Here is an 18904-nt window from a genome sequence, read left to right on the forward strand (position 1 = left end):
TTTAATATACAAATTCCTAGACCTAAATTTAACTGTTAACTTTATCAAGGTTATTTAGAGTAATGCTTTTTTATGCTGCTAAAGCCATAAAATACATAGTGTTGTTCAACATTTTAGAGTATTATATAAATATTAAGAAAAAATAATAATAACGGACATGATAAGGATTTTTATATGGTTACTATTACTGGCTTGCAAGGCGTGCCCATGATTTCTAAAGCTTGTGATTTGCCACAAATATTAGTTGAAACGATCAAAAAAGAATATTTCCAAATTGCTGCTGGCGACATTATTTGTGTAGCGTCTAAAATTTGCTCAATGGCGGAGGGCAATATTGTGGATTTAAGCCACGTAGCACCAACTTCTGTGGCAAAAAGAATTCATCAACGCATACCCAGAAAGGATGCCAGTTTAATTCAAGTGATTATTGACCAAACCGCTGACCCATCTGGCAGTAAATTAGAAGTAAGTGGAAATCATATTGGTGCTTGGCTTCCCAACGGTTTGTTTTTAACTAGTGGCGGTGTTGACAAGGGTAAAAATAATACAGCGATAACTTTACCTAAGAATTGTGATTTAACAGCTAAACGCATCAGCAATACTTTTTACCAAGAATTAGGTGTAAAAACTAGTGTAATCATTACTGACAGTGACGGTAGGGCAGATAAAAAAGGTGCTAATCAGGTAGCAGTTGGCTTATACGGATTAAATGGCTTAAGGATAAATAAAGAAGCTGGTACAGCTGAAACGCTTTGTGATTTGCTGGCAGCTGCTGCTGGTTTAGTAATGGGGCAACGAGATGTCAATATACCTTTAGTTTGTATTCATGGACTTGAATATGACCAAAATACTGATTCTGGTATTGGCGATGTTGTGAATTATAGTTTATAAGACTTTTTAGTTCATAAATATTAATGTAAATATGTCAGTTTGAATTAAGAGTAGGAGAAAAAATAAATGAAGATTATTTGTTACGGTGTAATCAAAATGGAAGAATCCCGTATTGAAAATTGGGCTCAAAAAAATAATGTTGAAGTAAAAATTGTCCATGCGGATTTATGTGCTGAAAATGCGGATTTGGCTGAAGGTTTTGATGGCGTGAGCTCTGAAGGCAATCTTCCTGTAGGTGCTAGTGTATATGAAAAATTTAAGCAGTATGGCATTACGCAACTAGCCATTCGGCAAGTTGGGGTTGATAACCAGGATTTAGCTGCAGCAAAGAAGAACGGCATTAGGATTACTAACGTTGCAGCGTATTCACCAAGAGCTATTGCAGAGCTTGGCGTAACTGACGCAATGTACTTATTGCGTAAAATTGGTATTTACCAAGACAGAATGGCACATGGTGATTTTACTTATGACGAAAGTACAATTAGCACAGAAATTTTCAACTGTACTGTTGGCATAATTGGAGCTGGCCATATCGGTGGAGCCAGTGCACACCTATACAGCGCATTAGGAGCTAAAGTTTTGGCTTGTGATCCGGTTTATGACGCATCTTTAGAACCATATCTTACTTATACTGACTTTGATACGATTCTTGCTGAATCCGATATTATTTCTTTGCATACGCCGTTATTAGCAAGTACCGAAAACATGATTGACAAAACTGCTTTTGATAAAATGAAGAAAAAGCCTATTTTGGTTAACGTAGCTCGTGGGGGCTTGGTTGACACACAAGCTTTAATTGCGGCACTAAAAAATGGACAAATTTCTGCCGCTGCTCTTGATACCTTAGCCGATGAAACTGATTTTTATAATAAAAGGGATATGCTGAACTCATTGCCGGCAGATTACAAGAAATTAAAAGCAATGCCTCAGGTTTTGATTACACCACACATTGCCTTTTTCACTAAACTAGCCGTTAAAAACAGTATTGAGATTGCTTTGAACGATGCCAAAACAATTATCTCAGGTGGAGAAGTAAAGAGTGTAGTTAATTTGTAGTAAAAAATAGTATAAAGATTAACTTTAATTTCTGGACATATATGAGCTACATGAAGTTAGGTAATAAAAAATTTAATCAATAAATAGTTTTATTTATTAGAATATTAGCTATTTTAAAAGCCAGTTTATCAACAACTGGCTTTTTGCTTTAGCCAATTTCATCTTTTTCTTGATGTAAGTAACTATGGTTGTAAATAAATTGATCACCACGCGCAACACAATAGGTATATTCAATGGGAATGTGTCTGTTATTAAAAGATGTTCTTTTTACTTTTAAACATGGTGCATCGTAACTGACTTTTAATAGTTTGGCGTCTTTTGCCTGAATTAAACTAGCTTGAATTGCCTCGTTAACTAAACGGACTGTTTGATGAAAATTTGTTTTCATTATTAAATACAAAGAATTTTGTGTTAGTTGTTCGATGGTGAGAGTGGAAAATTTTTCGTAGGGAAGATAAGTTCTTTCTATCATCATCGGCTGTTTATCTGCAGCTCTCAGAAATTTTAATTTGATAACTTTTTCACCCTGGTCAATATTAAATTTTGAAGCCCAAAAGCTATCTGAATTAAAAATTTTAAATTCTAACAAATCAGTTTGAGGAGTTTTTCCTAAAGCTTTCATATGATCAGTAAAACTATAGATGTCATTAAGTGGAGTTAATGACGATTTTTCTGAAACAAAGGTTCCTTTGCCATGAATCTTATAAATGTAGCCCCTCTTTTCGAGCTCGTCTAACGCCCGTCTTACGGTATATCTGCTTATTTTCAGTCGTAAAGAAATATCCCGTTCACTTAAAAGTTTTTGGTCTTTTTTCATATTGTTTTGAATGTAATTTTTTAAGAAAGCTACTAATTTTAAATAAATTGGTTGTTTTGAATATTTTTCCATAAAAATTCCTAATCTATGGTCCGAACCACTACTAAATAAATTTAGAATTAAAAGATCCTATACGTATAAGTATTATAACAAAGATCGGCAATAATTGTACTGTTGACAATGTCATCGCTTTCAACTATTATATTTTTATGATGGTCTGGACCATATAAGATCATAGGAGGTAAAACATGAGTGAACCAAATATTTTGTTGACAAGAATTGATAACAGACTTGTTCACGGACAGGTTGGAGTTATTTGGACTAGTTCTATAGGTGCTAATCTGTTATTAGTAGCAAATGATGATGTAGCAAACGATCCTTTGCAACAGAAGTTAATGAAGAGCACTTCGGAAACTTCTGGAGCTCAGATAAGATTTTTCTCAATTGAAAAAACAATTAAGATTATTGGGAAGGCAGCTCCAAGGCAAAAGATTTTTATAATTGTTAAAACACCAAGAGACGCTGTTAGACTGGTTGAAGGCGGAGTGCCAATAAAAGAGATAGATGTCGGTAATATGCATTTTTCAGCTGGTAAAGAAAAAGTTACGGATAAAGTCTATGTCGACCAAAATGATAAAGACGACTTAATGAAATTAGTACATGATAATGTCGACATTTATATCCAAGACGTACCTGGTGATAAAAAGACAACAATTGACTTTTAAGTAGTCAGAATCTGGAGGAACAAATGCAAATAACTTTTTTACAGGGGATTTTGCTAAGCATTTTTGGTGCTATAGCGGGTCTAGACTCCTATACAGAAGCTTTATATATTTTTAGACCAATAATTAGTTGTGCCGTAACTGGTTTAATTCTGGGTGACCCTGTAACTGGACTTTTAGCAGGTGGAATTGCAGAACTTACCTTTGCTGGCCTAACAAACGCAGGAGGAACACAACCGCCCAACCCGGCAGTTTGCGGAATTATGACGGTAGTTATTGCTCATACAACCAATGTTGCGCCAGCTACTGCAGTTGGCTTGTCATTGCCTTTTGCCATGCTTATGCAATACATTATTTTGATGTACTATTCATTGTTTTCAGGTTTCATGCCTACTATGGATAAAGCAGCACAAAATGCAGACACTGGAAAATTTAATAAATTTATTTACTTTTCAATGTTTGTAATGGCTGCAACCTTCTTTGTAATTATTTTCTTATCCGCTTATGCTGCTCAGGGTCCAATGGCCGCTTTGGTTAAAGCAATGCCTAAATGGTTAATTCACGGTTTTGAGTTAGCAGGGGGCGCATTACCAGCAGTAGGATTTGCTATGCTGCTTAAGGTTTTATTGAGGGTCAATTATGTTCCTTACTTACTTTTAGGATTCGTAATTGCCAGCTTTATTAACTATTCCAACGTATTGCCTGCAGCTGTAATAGGTGTTGTGTTTGCTATGATTGACTTCTTTAACAATAAGCAACATCAAAAATTGCAAGCACAAATAGATGAAGTAAAGGAAAATGGAGGTAGTGAAGATGGAATCTAACTCAAATAAAAAATATACCAAAGTAAGTAAAAGCGATATTACTAAATTAGGATTGAGATCTTCACTATTTCAATTAGGATTTAACTATGAAAGAATGCAGGCACCTGGATGGACCTGGGCTCAAATTCCTGTTTGGAAGAAAATATTTGGGGATGATAAAGAGGCTATGTCGGAAGCCATGGTCGATAATATGAACTTTATCAATACTAGTCCGCCCCTTGTGCCAATTTTGTTAGGATTACTAACAAGTATGGAAGAAAAAAGGGTTGATCGTAAAACGATTAGTGGTTTGAAGAACGCCCTCTTTGCACCCTTAGCTGGAATTGGTGATGCAATTTACTGGTTTACAATTATGCCAATTGTGGGCGGAATCTGTGCATCTTTTGCTTCAAAGGGTAATCCACTTGGGCCAATTATTTTCTTCTTGGTATATCTGGGAATATTTTTATGCCGCATTCCTTTTGCGCATCTTGGCTACGACATGGGAACTAAAGCAATTGATGTAATTCAGGAAAATTCGACCATTATTTCTAAGTCAGCTTCAATTATGGGACTGACGGTAATTGGGGCTTTAATTAGTTCTTACGTTACCTTGTCTTTAAAGGTGAAAATAGGCAGTGTTTCTCTTCAAAAAGACTTTTTGGATAAGGTATTTCCTAACTTACTGCCATTAGGATTTACATTTTTCCTATACTGGCTACTTAAGAAAAAGGAAGTCTCTCCAATTGTCTTAATAGTTGTTGTTTTTACTTTATGTATTGCCTGTTCATTTTTTGGAATTATGTAAGTGAGGAATGATTGTGAGTAATATCAAAATAATCGTAGTTGGACATGGTAAATTCGCATCTGGCTTACAAAGTTCTCTTGAATTGTTTGTAGGTAAACAGGAAGAGCATAATTTTATTGATTTTACTAAAAAAATGAGTGAAATTGACTTACAAGAAAAAATTGCCGCTCAAATTGGAAAAGAAGAAACAATTATTTTTACTGATATGCTGGGTGGAACGCCGTATAAAGAAGCAGCTAAGATAGCCTATGATAACGATAACGTTGGTGTTGTATCAGGTTGCAACTTGAGTTCACTGCTTGAAACTACTTATAAGGAATATCCTAGTAAAGAAGCGTTGATGCAGGATCTCGTTAATATCACTAAAGAAACAGCGCAAGTTTTTGATAAAAATGATTTAAATGATGAGTCTGATGAAAATGACTTTTCAGATGGTATATAAAAAGGGATTGTAATTATTATGAAGAGTATGGAATATTACATTAAGTCTGAGGCTGATGCATATAGTAAGGTCTTTAAAAACTATCAGCAATTATTAAGGCCGTTAGTTGAGAAGTATAAGACAAATCAAGCGAAATATAATTCAATTGTTTTATTTGCGACCGGCTCCAGTTCTAATGCCGCTTATGGTGCTGTACCTTATATGACTGAAAGATTAGGTATTCCTGTTTATGTTGAGGAGCCTTCAATTGCCGCTAACTATCATAGCAAGTTTAGAGACGATATTCTTTATGTTGCAATTTCACAAGGTGGTCATAGTGCATCAACTATCAAAGTAGTTAAAGAATTAGTTGCTAAAAAAATTGATGTCTTTGTTTTGACCAGTGACCCAGATAGTCCAATTGCGCAAACGGATGCGCAAATAATTCTCATGGGCATGGGAATCGAAGAGATGCCATATGTAACGTTAGGATATAGTGTTACTATTTTATTATTGATTCTCTTTGCAGCAGAGTCTTCTTTTCAAACCGGTAAAATTGCGCAAACAGATTATGATAATGATAAAAACGAAATAGGTTTGATAATCAATAACTTGCCTGAAGTTGTTGCAGTTTCTGAAAAGTGGACTGATCAGTACTTAGCACAAAATTCTGATATTAAGAGAATATTTTTTATAGGTTATGGTGCGGCATATGGTGTAGCACGCGAAGGTGAAACCAAGGTAACAGAAACGGTGCACATAACGGCTCAAGGTAAAGAGCTCGAAGAATATATGCATGGTCCGTATATTGGACTTCATAGTTCAGATCATTTTGTCTTTATTGAGCCCCAAGGAAAATTGGAGCAAAGATCGCAAAAGTTGCAGAAGTTTTTACAGCTTCATTGTAAAAATCTAGCGCTTATAGCTAAAAAAGCTGTTTCTTCTGCAGATCTTAACGTGTTAAATTTAAACACAGATGTAAATGAGTTGCTCACAGCTTTATTTATGACTATTCCTGTTCACTTGCTGGCATATAAACTATCTAAATCCAAAAAAATTGATTTGGAGCATTCTACCTATCCTGAATTCGATGAAATTACTAAATCAAAAATATAAATAAAAATTTTTCATTTAGACCTGATCCCATATTTAATTAGGATTCAGGCCTTTTTGTTTTGGCTTTTTTTATAGTTAGCAAAAATACTTTTGTCTAGGTAGGGACTGTAAGTATACATATCTTGTTATGAAAGCGAATTTGTTGGCCTAAAAATTACCCTAAAATAGAATCTGAAAGGGGGAGAATTGAAGTGAATGAGAGGATCCAAGAAATAATTTCCCTTTTATTAGAAAAACCAGATATTAAAGTAACGGAGATGATGGATAAATTAGCTTTAACAAGAAGACAAGTAAATTATACTATTGGTCTAATTAATGAGGATTTAAAGGCGCATGGGTTAAGTCCTATTAAAAGGCACAGCAATGGTACATTTACCTATACTGATAAATTGCAAGAATTACTCGTTGCAGACAAAAATTTAAATAATAATTTCCCCAATAAAAATAGAGCGGAAATGATACTGCTTTATCTAATTTGTAACGTTGACTATGTTTCGTTAGATGATCTGACCGCAATTGTTCATTATAGCAAAACGACAATTCTCCAGGATCTTAGGATTGCAGAGCAGACAGTGAATAAATGTCACCTCAATTTAAAATACAATCGCTCTAGAGGATACTTTTTGCAAGGTTCTGAAGAACAGATTTTAAGGTTGGCTACCAACATAATTTTGCAAAGTTCTGATAATTTAGCGGGAAATTTACTGGAAAAATTTGCTATTAATAAAGATATTGTAAAAATATCGTTAAATTTGATTACAAAATTTGAAGCTAAATTTCAAGTCTCATTTTCTGATAAATATTTCAATAATTTAAAACTTTTAGTACAAATTATTGTGTCTAGAGGATTAGTTTGCAAAAGTGATCTTAAAGTTGACGGGTTTATTGCAAAAACAAAAGAATATCAATATTTGAGGAAACTAACCGAGTTAAGCAATATTGGCGACTTTTACATAAAATGGATTGCCTTAGAAATTTTATCTTCTAATGTTTTCGATAAAAATAATTCGGAATATAGTCCAGATGAAATTGAACTATTTGGCTTTGTCCATCAGATTGTGGAAGGCTTTAAGTCAAGAACACTGGTTAATATCCAGGATCAATCACGATTTGAAAAAAGACTGTTAAATCATTTGAGACCGGCATGTTTTCGGGTTAAGTATCGCTTGCCAAGTATTGAAACATTGAACCTTGATAATGACAAGGATGAGCAGCTTCTTGTAGATATTATAAAGGATTTAATTAAGCCCCTGGAGCAATGGATCGGAACTAAGTTTTCCGAAGACGAAGTTAAGCTGTTAACTTACTACTTTGGTTATTTGCTTTTCGATAATGCCAACTCTCAAAAAATCAGTAACGCCAAGTATAGTGCCGTTGTGGTTTGTTCCAATGGAATAATAATGTCTAATATTTTGATCAAGATCTTAAAAAATATTTTTCCGGAAATAAGTTTTCTGGGCACTATGTCTTCAAGGGAATTTTTCGAGTCAGATCATGACTTTAATGTTGTTTTTTCAAATATGCCCTTAAAAACTAAATTACGCAATTATATTGTAAAGCCCAACATGACTTCTACTGAAAAAACTACTTTACGCTATCGGGTATTGAAGGATTTGGGATTAGAAAAGGTTGATTATCAATTAAATGCACTTTTAAATTTAATAGCAAAATATGCCAAAGTTGATAATGAAGCAAAATTACGTAATGAAATTATAAGTATTTTACTGTCAGATTATGAAAAAAATGATAGGAAGGGAGAAGATGCTGGTGAGCTACCGAATTTATTGAATTACATCAAAGAGAAATATATTAAGGTAATTAGTTCTAAAAAAACAGACTGGAAAGATGCTCTGTATCAAGCACTGGAACCTTTAATTGAAGACAATAAGGTAGAAGACCAGTACTATTTCGAACTGGTTGATCAAATATCTAATCGATATAACTATAGTTTTTTAGGTCAAGATATGGCTATACCGCATGCGGTTCCTGAAAAAGGAATAAAGGATGATGGCATTTCTCTATTAATTTCGCATTATCCCATTAAGTTACCGTATGGTAAGAAAGTTAGAATAATTGCTCCCATTGCTTTTTTTCATATGGACAGGTATCTAAATGCAATTAATCAGCTAGCAGATTTGTCTACAAATGATAGAGAAATTAATAAATTACTGAATACTAATACTTCTGAACAGGCGTTTACAATCCTTAAAGAATATGTAGAAAGAGGCGATTGAATGTGAAAGTAGAAAACTATCCTAAATATACTATTATTATGCGCAATTATTCTTCCATGCAGTCTGATGCAGTACTTCAAGCTCTAGAAGGTCTGGAAGATAAGTTTGCTGTTGAAGTAACGATGAATACTCATCAAGCCGTTGAAGAAATAAAAGAATTGAATTCAAAGTTTGGTAAAAAAATCTTAATTGGCGCTGGTACTGTCCTGACTTTTTCAGAGGAAATTGCTGCAATAGATGCAGGTGCAAAATTTATTTTAAGTGCCTGCCAATTTACTAAAGCAATGATTGAATATGCTAAAAAGCGCGAAGTAGTAACTATCCCAGGTGTTATGACGCCTACTGAAGTTTTTAGAATGGATAGTTACGGTGCTGATATCATTAAAGTTTTTCCTGCAGTTGATATAGGACCAAGATTTTTCAAGGATATACAAGCTCCTCTGGGTAAATTGCGCTTAATGGCGGTAGGTGGAGTTTCAGAAAAGAATATCCACGAATTTTTTGAAAATGAAGCTCAATATGTGGGTATTGGTTCTAACGCATTTAATAAAGAAGATTTAAAAAGTTTAAATATTGCCAATTTACATCAATCATTAGTAAATCTGGTAGAAAAATCATAAGTTGGAGAAGCGGATTGGAAAATATTATTTTAGATGAAGATTTAATTTATAGAAATATTGATTTTAAGACTAGTAGAGAAATTGAAACTTTTTTGGCCGATCAATTATATGAAAATGGTTATGTCAAAGATGGTTATAAGAAGGCTTTACTAGAAAGAGAACAAAAATTTCCAACAGGATTACCTTCTTCACAACCAGCTATTGCAATTCCGCATGCAAATGCTGATTTGGTTAATAAAACTACTTTAGCAATTGCAACACTGAAAGAGCCGGTGGAATTTAAAAATATGGGAAATACAAAGGAAGATATTCCTGTAAGAATAGTAATCATGTTGGTTATTGCAGAACCGCACAGCCAAGTGAAAATGTTGCAAAAGGTTGCGGATATTGTACAAAACGAAGAATTAAGAAAAGAGTTTTTGCAGGCTGAAACAAAGCAAAAATTATTACAGCTTATTCAGTCAGCTATAGGAGATAAAAATGACTAAACATATATTGGTTGCATGTGGAAATGGTATTGCAACATCAACAGTAGTTGCCAGCAAAATAAAAAAATATTTATCTGAAAATGGTATTGATGTTCAAACAACACAAACCAGATTAACGGAGGTACCAAGTAAAGTTGCAAACTATGACCTGTTGGTAACAACTGGTCAATTCAGTGGGGATACACATGGCACTCCCTACATTCTAGGGTTGTCCCTATTAACAGGAGTTGGCGCGGATAAAACTTTGAGTGAAATAAAAGATGCTTTAACAAAGCAAGAATCCTAGGAGGGAAATTATGTGGTCACAAATCGCCAATGGATTTATGGCGGGTTTCCAATTTATCATTAATTGCGGCCCAACCGTTATGCTTCCGATAATTATTACAGTAGTAGGGTTAATATTTGGCTTGAAAATATCGGCAGCCTTTAAGTCAGGTTTAACGTTGGGAATAGGCTTTGCCGGCATCAAGCTGGTGCTAGACTTTATGACGACAAATATCGGCCCTGCAGCAAAAGCAATGGTGGAAAGGACGCATGTTCACCTGAATGCTTTAGATGTTGGCTGGGGATCAATTGCTGCTGTTACTTGGGCTTCACCTATTATTGCAATTTTAATTTTTGTGATTTTATTCATTAATATTATTTTGTTGATTTTAAAAGCTACACACACTTTAGACGTTGATATATGGAATTACCATCATATGGCTATAGTAGGTATCATGGTTTATTTTGTTACCAAAAGTGTTTTATTGGCTGTTGGTAGTGTTGCCGTCATGGCAATTGTTACATTTAAAATGTCTGATTGGTCACAACCGATGGTCCAAAAATTTTTCAATATTCCAGGTGTTTCATTACCAACTGTGTCGGCTCTATCATCACTTGTAATTGCCGTACCTTTAAACTGGCTTCTGGATAAGATTCCATTTTTTAGAAAATCAAAGTTTAGTATTAAAGATGCGCAAAAATATCTAGGATTTTTTGGTGATTCCATGATTATGGGTCTACTAATTGGTCTGGCTATCGGCATTTTTGCTGGATACGGTTTACAGCAGATTTTGCAATTAGGTGTTAGCATGTCTGCCGTATTGGTGCTGATCCCTAAGATGACCTCAATGTTCATGGAAGGGTTAATGCCTATTTCTGAATCAGCTCAAAAATGGTCACAAAAGAAATTTAAGGGTAGGAAACTCTTTATTGGGTTGGATGCAGCTGTTATTGTCGGTAATCCAGATGTAATTACAACTGCTTTAATTATTATTCCATTAACTATTGCTATGGCTGTTGTTTTGCCAGGTAACCGTGTTTTACCATTTGCTGATTTGGCGGTTGTTCCATTTAGGGTAGCCATGGTTGTGGCACTAACTAATGGTAATCTGCTTAAAAATATAGTTATTGGATTGGCTGTCACTGCTTCACTACTATGGTGTGGTTCAGCAACTTCACCGGTTTTAACGGCTATTGCTAAATCAGTGGGGATCAAATTATCTACTGGTGGCAGTCTGTTAATTTCATCTTTTGCTGCCACTTCAATGATTCAAAGCTTTATAGTTTATTTTTGCTTTACTTGGCATCCTGAGTTTTGCGTTCCCATTTTATTAATTGTGATTGCACTGACCTGGTACTACTTTGATAAAGTTAAACACATCAACAAAGAAGCCGAAGCAGCAGAAAATGCTATGAAGAAAAAAGATTAGCTTTAGATATGAGGATAAATTATTATGAAGATTTCTGATTTTGTTGTTTATAAAGTAAAGCCCAGATGGATTTTTATTAAGATTAATACTGATAAGGGTATTTCCGGCTGGGGAGAACTAGTTTCTGGCACTAAAACTGAAACTGTTGTGGCTGGCGTAAAAGAAATGTGCAGCAAGTTAATTGGCAAAAATCCTTTTGAAATTGAAAGAATATGGCAACGACTTCATCGTTCATTCTTTCGCGGTGGTCCAATTAATGGCACTGCAATTTCAGGTATAGAAATGGCTTTGTGGGATATTAAAGGCAAGGCTTTAAATTTGCCTGTTTACGAACTTTTGGGCGGAGCCGTGAGGGATAAAATTAAAGTCTATTCTTGGATTGGCGGAGATCGTCCATCTGATGTGGTGGCAATGGCTCAGAAGCGCTGGGATAAAGGCTTCAGAGCGGTGAAAATGAATGCCACTTCTGAAATGCATTACATTGATTCACTGGAAAAGGTAGACGCTGCTGTTGAAAGGGTTGCTTCTATTCGAGAAAAGTTTGGCAATGCCATGTCTATTGGAATTGACTTTCATGGTCGCGTGCACAAACCAATGGCAAAAGTTTTGGCTAAAGCTTTGGAAGAATATCATCCAATGTTTATTGAAGAGCCAGTTTTGCCCGAAAACGAAGAGTATTTTGCTCAAATTGCAAATGAAGTCTCGACTCCAATTGCAACAGGAGAAAGGCTATATACCAGATGGGGATTTAAAAATATTTTCAAACAAGGTGCAGTTGATATAGTTCAGCCAGATATTTCACTTTGTGGTGGTTTACTGGAAGAGCGTAAAATAGCTGCAATGGCAGAAGCATGTGATATGGCCGTTGCGCCTCATGCTCCGTATGGTCCTGTAGCGTTAGCTGCCACTTTCCAAGTTGACGCTTGCACGCCAAACGTGTTTATTCAGGAGCAGAGTTTAGGAATTCACTATAATCAAGGATTTGACTTGCTTGATTTCGTAAAGAATAAAGAAATTTTTCAGTATAAAGACAGTTTCGTTGATATTCCTAAAGGACCAGGTCTTGGAATTGAAATGGATGAAGATAAGATCAAAGAAGTAGCTCAAGAAGGACTAGTGTGGAATAATCCATCTTGGGTTAATTATGATGGTACTATTGCTGAATGGTAAGATAAATGGACGAAGCAGTGATAATACTAGGATTCGTTCTGATTATAATTGTTAACGGTCTTAAAAATGCAAAAAAAATTATTGTTAAAGCACGTACTAATTATGTAAGAATGACAATGGCAGTGATTGTCTCAGTCATGATAGTTATCTTGTTTTGGTCACAGGCAAAATATGCCAAGTTAGAACTGATTTCAATAATCTTGCTAATATTATTTTGTGGCTTTGCTCCGGAAGGCTTAGGTAATAATCAGGTTTTTATGATTGGCAGCCTAAACAGTAATTTAGCTAAATATCGAAAAATAGAACTTGAGCCTGAAGATAAGAATGATAATTTTACTAGAATTCACTTTTATATCAGAAAAAATAATTCAACTTGCCTAGTTATTAAAGGCAGTGTAGAAACTACCAAGAAATACTTTCTCACAAAAACAAATTGCTCAGATAAAGTTCAAGTTAAAAGCTAATCATTACATTTATCTATATGAAGTATTCCTATTAAATGTTAGTATATTATTAAAGTAGAGAAATGCAATTTGGTTTAAAATCTTGGAGGGATAATCATGATTATCAGAAACACGGCTTACGGAGAAGAATGGGGCTTACTGGACCCAAAAGTTTTAGAAAGAACTAAAAATAAACCAGCTCTTTCTGACAAAAAAGCCATGGCTTCTATTGATTTAAGCACTATCAACTTCCAAAATGTAAGAGATGGCATGGGTTCACCCAATAAAGATTTGACCAACTCACAAATTAGTGAAAAAAGCATTTTGATTCAATGTCAAAACAGGTATATACCTGCTATAGTTTGCAGACCTGTCGGTGAGCAGCCAACACTTAATGCCTGCTTATATCTGCATGGTGGCGGATTTATTGGAGGCAATAGTTCCACATTACTAAATCAGTGCCGGTTAATTGCGGAGCAAGCCAATTGCACTGTTATTTCTCTTGATTATCGTTTGGCTCCTGAAACTCCCTTTCCAGGTGCATTGCATGATTCTCGTGAAGCAGTGGAGTGGATTGTTAGCCATCGAGAATATTTAGGTTTTGACAATTCACAAATCTTTGTTGCTGGTGACAGTGCTGGAGGCAACTTAGCCGTTGGATGTGGTCTGCTTGATAAAAAGCATTATATAAAGCAAATAATTTCAATTTATGGTGCGCTTGACTTACAGAAAATTTCTCAAACGCTTTACCATTGGGATTATTCGTTATACGAAATGAATAAAAAACAAAAAAATTTCATTCATACCAGATTGAACAAAATAATGTATATTACCAACTTAATGAGGCCTCTTTATATTGAGAATGGTTTAGTTACAGACCCACTAGTTAGTCCAGTATATACACAAGATTTTAAAAACCTGCCAAGTATCACTTTAATAGAAGCAGAGTTTGATTACTTTTTACCAAGTAATAAATATTTTGCCAAATTATTACAAAAGTATGGCAAAGAATATCAAGAAATTTTGTATAAAGGGCTTGATCATGGCTTTTTTGACCGCTTAGGTTATTTAGAGCAAACCAAAGAAGCCTGTTTAGACATTGCTTGGATTATTAAAGGCAAAGGCGCAAAAAGATAAAATAGAATTTAACGTGACAAGATTAAAAATGGCAAGATTTTCAATTAAGAAAGTCTTGCCATTATTTAATTTAAATTTAGTTACATTGTTTAGGCTATGCCTAATGCACTTAATAAAATGCAGAAAACAATTAGGCCCAAGATAACAACCGTGAAATTAATATGTTTCTTTGCTATTAACCAGTAGCAGCCTAAAGTTATTAGCAAGGGCACTAATCCTTTAAGAAGAGAATCCAAAATATTTTGGACATTGATCACTTGACCGCCACCAACATGAAATACTAATTTTGTCTTGAATTGAACAAGGCTGCTTGTCATACCTCCAAGCATTATTAGCCCTAACGTTCTAGCAGCCTTTGTGAAAATTGTTAGTAAACCAGATGAATACATTTCAGTGATATATTCAGAGCCTACCGAGAATCCTAGTTTAGTCATTTCCCAGCGACACCACTGTGCAGGGATGTTGTAGATCAATAAAAAGACGAAAGGAGCTAAAATGTTGCCTTGCATTCCAAATGTCATTGCGACTCCAGCGGCAATAACCCTTAAAATACCCCAAAATAAAGTATCTCCAATACCGGACATTGGTCCCATCAAACTAGCCTTGACGGCACTGATTGAAGAAACATCATAGTCTTTATGCTGGGAAGCTTGTTTTTCCATTGAGGCAACTAAACCCTGGCAAAAAGTTCCCACATATTGAGTGATATTATAAAAAACAATATGTCTTTTTAGTGCCTGCCGTTTTTCTTCAGAGCCATTTTTATAATAATAATCAATAAATGGTAGTAGTGAATACTCAAATCCTGAGCCATATTCGTTGGCATATTGTAAAGGTGCACCGATTGTTAAAGACCTAAGATAAAGTTTACGGAGTAATTTTTTATCAGTAGGTGAAATTTTATTATTAGTTGCAGATTCTTGTGTCATGATAGAAAGTCCTCTTCTTCTTGCTGACTGGCTGATTTATTACTGTTTGTGGCAGTTTTGCTGTGTTTAAGATCAAAAATATCTTTATCATAAAATGCAAAGACTACTGCAAATACCAAGCCAATGATTCCGACAACCAGCAGCGGCAGTTTTACATATTCAACTAAAATAAAGCCTAGAAAATACCAAACTGCAAGTTTCTTTTCCCAAACCATGCTGAGAAGCATTGCGAAACCGGCAGCTGGAAGCAAACCACCTGTCAATCCTAAGCCGTTTTCCACGAAAGAAGGCAGGGATTTAATAAATGCTGCAACAGGCTTAACACCAATCACAACGGTGATAAATACAGCCACAAAGAAAACTAATGATCTGGCAAACCAAACACCATAATGAAGCCAGACTAATTTCTTTTCGTTAGCTTTGTCTGCTGCGTCAGTCCAGGAATCTTGAAACAGTGAAAATAAAACATAGGTTCCAACTTCAAGCAGGCCACCTAATAGTCCCATTGGAATTGCTAAAGCTACAGCAGCTTTTGTGTCACCGCCACCGATTATGGCATAAGCAACAGCCAATACGGTTGCTACTGAAGGGTTTAAAGATACAGCACCGCCTACATTTACAGCACCTATAAATGTAGCTTCCAGCATGGCGCCTAAAATAATTCCGGTTTGTAAATCTCCTAAGAGCAAGCCAACTAGTGGTCCCACAACAATAGGCTGATCTGCCATGTTCTGTCCTAATAGCCAGTCACCACCGTAGCAAATAAATTCGGCTAAGCCACATAAAAATGCGGCTAAAATTATATTATTCGACATATCATTACTCCTTTAATAAATTAGAGAACTTTTCTGTCTTATCTGTAGGTATAACTTGGTGTACAACGTTAGCTCCAGAATTTAACAGCTTGTTAGCTGCGTCTTTATCGGCTGTGGTTAATAAAATCGAACCATTTATTTCTGTTTTGAGATTTTTGTCCACACCATCAAAGCGGCCAACATTTGCAATATTAATCCTTTCGATTTGTTGACCATTTAATCCCGAATAGATTCTTTCCGCGTCTTTTACCTGGTTGACAACAACAAACATTGGAATACTTTGGGCTTTAGGATTTTGAAAAAGCTTTATTGCTCCATCTACGTCTCTTACCAGAACTTTAGCTGTACCTTGAACAGACATTTTTAATGCACTCTGTTGCATTTCATTTTTACTTGCCGCATCGTTAGCTACAACTATGTGGGAAGTTCCTAAATGTCCGGGCCAGGTTAATGCTACTTGACCATGAATTAAGCGATCATCAACTCGCAATTCTTTAATCATAATTTATTACTTCCTTATCAACTTAAAAAGTCACTATCAGTTTCATTACTGTCTGATTTGATTGGCTCAATAATTTGCAATTGCTTTCTGGCTTCTTCAACCAGATTCTTGCATTTTTCCTTAGTTAAAGGTTGCGTTTCTAGTACTAGTGATAGAACTAAAGGCAGATTGACTCCTGTAATCAAGATAAAGTGATATTTTGCCAGCATTAAAGTCATTTTTTGATTAACGCTTCCACCATAAATGTCAGTTAGCACAATCAACTGCTTGTCCCCATCTTGTTTTGAGATAATTTTTTCTGCTTCCTTAGTCCAATCGCTCTCATCAACATATGCATCAATGAATTTAACATTAGTAGTTAAGCCACTAAGAAATTTGGTGCTATTATAAAAACCTTCAGCCAGAGTACTATGAGTTATAATTAGGAAACTATTCATTATTTATGCCTTGTTGGCTGAGCCAAAAACTTCAATTTTATTTTTGATGTCATCTTTTACCAACTCCATAATTTTTAGATCAGCATCATATAAGAAAACCTGCTGCTCTTTTTTGCTATCAAGGTATTCTCTTAAACCGTTAGTGACATTAAATGACATAACTGAATAATAGTTAATTTTGCTTATGCCATTTTTAATTGAGTTTTTGTATTCTATATCTGTTAATCCAGAACCCCCGTGAACAACTAGTGGGACTGGCACTGCTTCAGCAATTTCATGCAGTCTATTAAAGTTTAATACAGGTTTTTCCCTGTATATTCCGTGAACCGTGCCATATGAAATTGCCATTGCATCAATTCCGGTCTCTTCATAAAATTGTTTAGCTTCACTTACAGTAGTGTAGTTGTCCGTTAAGTTATTGTAGTCAGGCTTACCGTTGCCAGCATCTCTGGTCATTACGCCAACTTCACCTTCTACACTTGCTCCTAATGCGTGAGCAAAATCAACAATTTCTTTTGTCTTACTAATGTTTTCTACAAGAGGCTTTTGGGAAAAGTCGAGCATCACAGAACTGAATCCCATTCTCAGTGCCTTAATGCAAGTTTCCATGTCTGTACCATGGTCAAGGTGAACTACAACTGGAACGCTGGCATTTTCTGCTAAATCCAATGCCAATTTACCACCTTCTCTTAGTGGCAAATAAGGAAAATGTGATTCAGCTATTTGCAGGACAACAGGAGCCTTTTCTTCTTCGGCGGCTGCAATTATTCCGCGCGCAGTGTTCATATCTGCGTAATTAAAAGCGCCTATTGCATACCCCTCTTTTTTTGCTTTTGGTAAAATATCATTTAAAGTTACTAATGTCATTTTTTAACCTCCATTTTGTATTCGCTTACAAAAATAATATTAAAGTAATTGTTTGCTTTTTCAATAGATGGTAGCTTTATTGAAAAAACGTCAAAATTTGGTGATTATTTTTCAAGTTTTGACACTTTTTAATCATTTTATTGTGGAGGTTAAAGATGAAAGATAGACAGAAACTATTATTAACTACCTTAAAAGACAGAAATTTTTTAACAATTAGTGACTTGGCAAAAGTAATGCATTATAGTGCCAGTACTATTAGACGAGATTTGAAAGAACTTGAAAATAACGGTCTTGTGCAACGAATTCATGGTGGGGCACTGGTTTTAAAACCAAATGAGATTGAAACGCCAACAACTATTAAGCAACATATTAATTTAACTGAGAAAAAATATATTGCTGCCTTGGCTTCCGGTTATGTTGAAAACCGGCAAAATATTTTTTTAGATAGCAGTAGTACGGCCAATATATTAGCTAAAAATCTTGCTGCTTTTAACGACTTAAACATTTCAACTACTAATTTAGAAACGGCAATCTATTTAAATCTACATACACAAAATAAAATTAATGTAATTGGGGGGAGTATGATTGATACATATTCTAGTAGTATGATTACTGCCAGAAATTTACGTGATTATGTTTTTGACATTTCTTTTATGTCATGTAGAGGATTTAGTCTGGAGTACGGTGTTACTGATAAGGTTGAATCCGAGTCTAGCCTAAAGCATACTTTAATTGAATGCAGCAAAAAATTAGTTTTATTGATTGATAGTAATAAAATGGGTCTGATTTTTCCTTATAGAGATTGTAAATTAAGTCAGATTTCTGCAGTTGTAACAGATAAAAAGCCTGCTAAAAAGTATAGTAAGTTATTTGAAAAGAATAATGTTGAAGTAGTTTACTAATCTAAAATATCAATTTGTAATACTTGGTTCAG

General features: G+C 35.0%; 22 protein-coding genes. 16 read left to right on the forward strand and 6 right to left on the reverse strand.

Going from position 1 to position 18904, the window contains the following annotated elements; genetic code table 11:
- Positions 1–174 precede the first annotated feature (174 nt).
- Both F5ESL0260_RS01565 and F5ESL0260_RS01570 read left to right on the forward strand, forming a co-directional pair.
- Entirely contained in the window at positions 175–891 is a 717-nt protein-coding gene (locus F5ESL0260_RS01565) for a coenzyme F420-0:L-glutamate ligase (protein ID WP_122025623.1), read from the forward strand.
- A gap of 66 nt (positions 892–957) precedes the next feature.
- Positions 958–1947, forward strand: coding sequence for a D-2-hydroxyacid dehydrogenase (locus F5ESL0260_RS01570; RefSeq protein WP_122025624.1), 990 nt, complete (start codon positions 958–960; stop codon positions 1945–1947).
- A 148-nt stretch (positions 1948–2095) separates the two neighbouring features.
- Here the strand turns inward: F5ESL0260_RS01570 and F5ESL0260_RS01575 are convergent, their stop codons facing one another.
- Positions 2096–2836, reverse strand: coding sequence for a GntR family transcriptional regulator (locus F5ESL0260_RS01575; protein WP_122025625.1), 741 nt, complete (start codon positions 2834–2836; stop codon positions 2096–2098).
- Positions 2837–3012: 176 nt separating this feature from the next.
- Between F5ESL0260_RS01575 and agaB the strand changes: the two genes are divergently transcribed.
- From agaB to F5ESL0260_RS01640, 13 genes are all read left to right on the forward strand, one after another.
- Positions 3013–3489, forward strand: coding sequence for a PTS galactosamine transporter subunit IIB (gene agaB / locus F5ESL0260_RS01580; RefSeq protein ID WP_122025626.1), 477 nt, complete (start codon positions 3013–3015; stop codon positions 3487–3489).
- A gap of 23 nt (positions 3490–3512) precedes the next feature.
- A complete protein-coding gene (agaC, locus tag F5ESL0260_RS01585; protein ID WP_122025627.1) occupies positions 3513–4310 on the forward strand; it encodes a PTS galactosamine transporter subunit IIC in 798 nt (265 codons plus the stop codon).
- The gene (gene agaD / locus F5ESL0260_RS01590; RefSeq protein WP_122025628.1) at positions 4300–5097 is read left to right on the forward strand and encodes a PTS galactosamine transporter subunit IID; all 798 of its coding nucleotides are present in this window, start codon (positions 4300–4302) and stop codon (positions 5095–5097) included. The genes agaC and agaD overlap by 11 nt, the downstream gene beginning before the upstream one ends.
- Positions 5098–5110: 13 nt before the next feature.
- On the forward strand, positions 5111–5539 hold the full coding sequence (locus F5ESL0260_RS01595; protein WP_233557695.1) for a PTS sugar transporter subunit IIA: 429 nt from the start codon (positions 5111–5113) through the stop codon (positions 5537–5539).
- Between the two features lie 18 nt (positions 5540–5557).
- Positions 5558–6634, forward strand: coding sequence for an SIS domain-containing protein (locus F5ESL0260_RS01600; RefSeq protein WP_122025630.1), 1077 nt, complete (start codon positions 5558–5560; stop codon positions 6632–6634).
- 191 nt (positions 6635–6825) lie between these two features.
- Positions 6826–8868, forward strand: coding sequence for a BglG family transcription antiterminator (locus F5ESL0260_RS01605; RefSeq protein ID WP_122025631.1), 2043 nt, complete (start codon positions 6826–6828; stop codon positions 8866–8868).
- A gap of 2 nt (positions 8869–8870) precedes the next feature.
- Positions 8871–9488: a bifunctional 4-hydroxy-2-oxoglutarate aldolase/2-dehydro-3-deoxy-phosphogluconate aldolase gene (locus tag F5ESL0260_RS01610; protein ID WP_122025632.1), complete on the forward strand. Its 618-nt coding sequence runs from the start codon at positions 8871–8873 to the stop codon at positions 9486–9488.
- A gap of 14 nt (positions 9489–9502) precedes the next feature.
- The gene (locus F5ESL0260_RS01615) at positions 9503–9976 is read left to right on the forward strand and encodes a PTS sugar transporter subunit IIA (protein ID WP_122025633.1); all 474 of its coding nucleotides are present in this window, start codon (positions 9503–9505) and stop codon (positions 9974–9976) included.
- Complete coding sequence (locus F5ESL0260_RS01620) at positions 9969–10262, forward strand: PTS sugar transporter subunit IIB (protein ID WP_122025634.1); 294 nt, start codon at positions 9969–9971, stop codon at positions 10260–10262. Before F5ESL0260_RS01615 ends, F5ESL0260_RS01620 begins: the two co-directional genes overlap by 8 nt.
- A 10-nt stretch (positions 10263–10272) precedes the next feature.
- Positions 10273–11670, forward strand: coding sequence for a PTS galactitol transporter subunit IIC (locus F5ESL0260_RS01625; RefSeq protein ID WP_122025635.1), 1398 nt, complete (start codon positions 10273–10275; stop codon positions 11668–11670).
- A 24-nt stretch (positions 11671–11694) separates the two neighbouring features.
- The gene (gene dgoD / locus F5ESL0260_RS01630) at positions 11695–12840 is read left to right on the forward strand and encodes a galactonate dehydratase (RefSeq protein ID WP_122025636.1); all 1146 of its coding nucleotides are present in this window, start codon (positions 11695–11697) and stop codon (positions 12838–12840) included.
- A gap of 5 nt (positions 12841–12845) precedes the next feature.
- Positions 12846–13304, forward strand: a complete 459-nt coding sequence (locus tag F5ESL0260_RS01635; RefSeq protein ID WP_122025637.1) for a hypothetical protein — start codon at positions 12846–12848, stop codon at positions 13302–13304.
- A 96-nt stretch (positions 13305–13400) separates the two neighbouring features.
- Entirely contained in the window at positions 13401–14420 is a 1020-nt protein-coding gene (locus F5ESL0260_RS01640; protein ID WP_233557696.1) for an alpha/beta hydrolase, read from the forward strand.
- Positions 14421–14509: 89 nt separating this feature from the next.
- Here the strand turns inward: F5ESL0260_RS01640 and F5ESL0260_RS01645 are convergent, their stop codons facing one another.
- Genes F5ESL0260_RS01645 through F5ESL0260_RS01665 form a run of 5 tightly spaced genes read right to left on the reverse strand, consistent with a single transcriptional unit; the run spans position 14510 to position 17970 of the window.
- Positions 14510–15349: a PTS system mannose/fructose/sorbose family transporter subunit IID gene (locus F5ESL0260_RS01645; RefSeq protein ID WP_122025638.1), complete on the reverse strand. Its 840-nt coding sequence runs from the start codon at positions 15347–15349 to the stop codon at positions 14510–14512.
- Positions 15346–16164 (reverse strand): PTS sugar transporter subunit IIC, encoded by an 819-nt coding sequence (locus tag F5ESL0260_RS01650; protein WP_052724616.1) that lies wholly within the window; start codon positions 16162–16164, stop codon positions 15346–15348. Before F5ESL0260_RS01650 ends, F5ESL0260_RS01645 begins: the two co-directional genes overlap by 4 nt.
- Before the next feature lie 4 nt (positions 16165–16168).
- Positions 16169–16666: a PTS sugar transporter subunit IIB gene (locus F5ESL0260_RS01655; protein WP_122025639.1), complete on the reverse strand. Its 498-nt coding sequence runs from the start codon at positions 16664–16666 to the stop codon at positions 16169–16171.
- A gap of 17 nt (positions 16667–16683) precedes the next feature.
- A complete protein-coding gene (locus F5ESL0260_RS01660) occupies positions 16684–17103 on the reverse strand; it encodes a PTS sugar transporter subunit IIA (protein WP_122025640.1) in 420 nt (139 codons plus the stop codon).
- A gap of 3 nt (positions 17104–17106) precedes the next feature.
- A complete protein-coding gene (locus F5ESL0260_RS01665; RefSeq protein ID WP_122025641.1) occupies positions 17107–17970 on the reverse strand; it encodes a class II fructose-bisphosphate aldolase in 864 nt (287 codons plus the stop codon).
- Between the two features lie 155 nt (positions 17971–18125).
- On the opposite strand from F5ESL0260_RS01665, the gene F5ESL0260_RS01670 reads away from it, so the two are divergent.
- Positions 18126–18872, forward strand: coding sequence for a DeoR/GlpR family DNA-binding transcription regulator (locus tag F5ESL0260_RS01670; RefSeq protein WP_122025642.1), 747 nt, complete (start codon positions 18126–18128; stop codon positions 18870–18872).
- Positions 18873–18904 lie beyond the last annotated feature (32 nt).

Source organism: Lactobacillus sp. ESL0260, from assembly GCF_003692935.1.
Taxonomy (GTDB): domain Bacteria; phylum Bacillota; class Bacilli; order Lactobacillales; family Lactobacillaceae; genus Lactobacillus; species Lactobacillus melliventris.

What these genes read in the sequence shown, in the direction of transcription:
- F5ESL0260_RS01620 (WP_122025634.1), top strand. Translation starts at nt 9,969, where the DNA reads ATGACTAAACATATATTGGTTGCATGTGGAAATGGTATTGCAACATCA.
- F5ESL0260_RS01600 (WP_122025630.1), top strand. Translation starts at nt 5,558, where the DNA reads ATGAAGAGTATGGAATATTACATTAAGTCTGAGGCTGATGCATATAGT.
- F5ESL0260_RS01645 (WP_122025638.1), bottom strand. Translation starts at nt 15,349, where the DNA reads ATGACACAAGAATCTGCAACTAATAATAAAATTTCACCTACTGATAAA.
- agaD (WP_122025628.1), top strand. Translation starts at nt 4,300, where the DNA reads ATGGAATCTAACTCAAATAAAAAATATACCAAAGTAAGTAAAAGCGAT.
- dgoD (WP_122025636.1), top strand. Translation starts at nt 11,695, where the DNA reads ATGAAGATTTCTGATTTTGTTGTTTATAAAGTAAAGCCCAGATGGATT.
- F5ESL0260_RS01570 (WP_122025624.1), top strand. Translation starts at nt 958, where the DNA reads ATGAAGATTATTTGTTACGGTGTAATCAAAATGGAAGAATCCCGTATT.
- F5ESL0260_RS01625 (WP_122025635.1), top strand. Translation starts at nt 10,273, where the DNA reads ATGTGGTCACAAATCGCCAATGGATTTATGGCGGGTTTCCAATTTATC.
- F5ESL0260_RS01565 (WP_122025623.1), top strand. Translation starts at nt 175, where the DNA reads ATGGTTACTATTACTGGCTTGCAAGGCGTGCCCATGATTTCTAAAGCT.
- F5ESL0260_RS01670 (WP_122025642.1), top strand. Translation starts at nt 18,126, where the DNA reads ATGAAAGATAGACAGAAACTATTATTAACTACCTTAAAAGACAGAAAT.
- agaC (WP_122025627.1), top strand. Translation starts at nt 3,513, where the DNA reads ATGCAAATAACTTTTTTACAGGGGATTTTGCTAAGCATTTTTGGTGCT.
- F5ESL0260_RS01635 (WP_122025637.1), top strand. Translation starts at nt 12,846, where the DNA reads ATGGACGAAGCAGTGATAATACTAGGATTCGTTCTGATTATAATTGTT.
- F5ESL0260_RS01650 (WP_052724616.1), bottom strand. Translation starts at nt 16,164, where the DNA reads ATGTCGAATAATATAATTTTAGCCGCATTTTTATGTGGCTTAGCCGAA.
- F5ESL0260_RS01660 (WP_122025640.1), bottom strand. Translation starts at nt 17,103, where the DNA reads ATGAATAGTTTCCTAATTATAACTCATAGTACTCTGGCTGAAGGTTTT.
- F5ESL0260_RS01655 (WP_122025639.1), bottom strand. Translation starts at nt 16,666, where the DNA reads ATGATTAAAGAATTGCGAGTTGATGATCGCTTAATTCATGGTCAAGTA.
- F5ESL0260_RS01640 (WP_233557696.1), top strand. Translation starts at nt 13,401, where the DNA reads ATGATTATCAGAAACACGGCTTACGGAGAAGAATGGGGCTTACTGGAC.
- F5ESL0260_RS01575 (WP_122025625.1), bottom strand. Translation starts at nt 2,836, where the DNA reads ATGGAAAAATATTCAAAACAACCAATTTATTTAAAATTAGTAGCTTTC.
- F5ESL0260_RS01665 (WP_122025641.1), bottom strand. Translation starts at nt 17,970, where the DNA reads ATGACATTAGTAACTTTAAATGATATTTTACCAAAAGCAAAAAAAGAG.
- agaB (WP_122025626.1), top strand. Translation starts at nt 3,013, where the DNA reads ATGAGTGAACCAAATATTTTGTTGACAAGAATTGATAACAGACTTGTT.